Below are 513 nucleotides of genomic sequence, written 5' to 3'. Positions count from 1 at the left end.
GCGGTTTCGAATTCGCGCATGAGCGGCGTGGACAATGCGTTCAGCTTGTCGGGCCGGTTGAAGAGTATCTGCCGGACGCCAGGAATGAGGTCCGAGGGTTCGATCAGCGCCATGACCTATCCTTTCACCGCGCCGGCGGTAATCCCGGCGACGAAATAGCGTTGAAGGAAGAAGAAGACGGCCATGACCGGCAGCGAGACCATGACCGAGGAGGCCATGAGCTCGCCGTATCGAATGCCGTATTGGCCGATGAAGTCGTTCAAGCCGACCGGCAGGGTGCGCATCTCCTTCGTCGAGGTGAAGGACAGCGCGAAGAGGAACTCCTGCCAGGTGACGATCAGCACGTAGACCGAGGTCGCGATCAGCCCGGGACGCGACAGCGGCACGACGATGTCCCAGAACACTCGGAGCGGCGTCGCCCCGTCGATCGCGGCGGATTCCTCCAGGGCTGCCGGAAGCTTGAGCAGGAACCCCCGCAGCATCCAGATCGCCACCGGCAGCGTGACCGAGACA

General features: G+C 63.0%; 1 protein-coding gene. It reads right to left on the bottom strand.

The features are described from left to right. Positions 1-116 precede the first annotated feature (116 nt). Positions 117-513, bottom strand: a 397-nt coding sequence (locus O7B34_RS31940) for a carbohydrate ABC transporter permease (RefSeq protein WP_337149724.1), incomplete at its 5' end; no start/stop codon positions are given.

The organism is Mesorhizobium sp. Cs1299R1N3, assembly GCF_037179625.1.
GTDB lineage: Bacteria > Pseudomonadota > Alphaproteobacteria > Rhizobiales > Rhizobiaceae > Mesorhizobium > Mesorhizobium salmacidum.
This window is presented reverse-complemented; position numbering and strand designations above follow the sequence as displayed.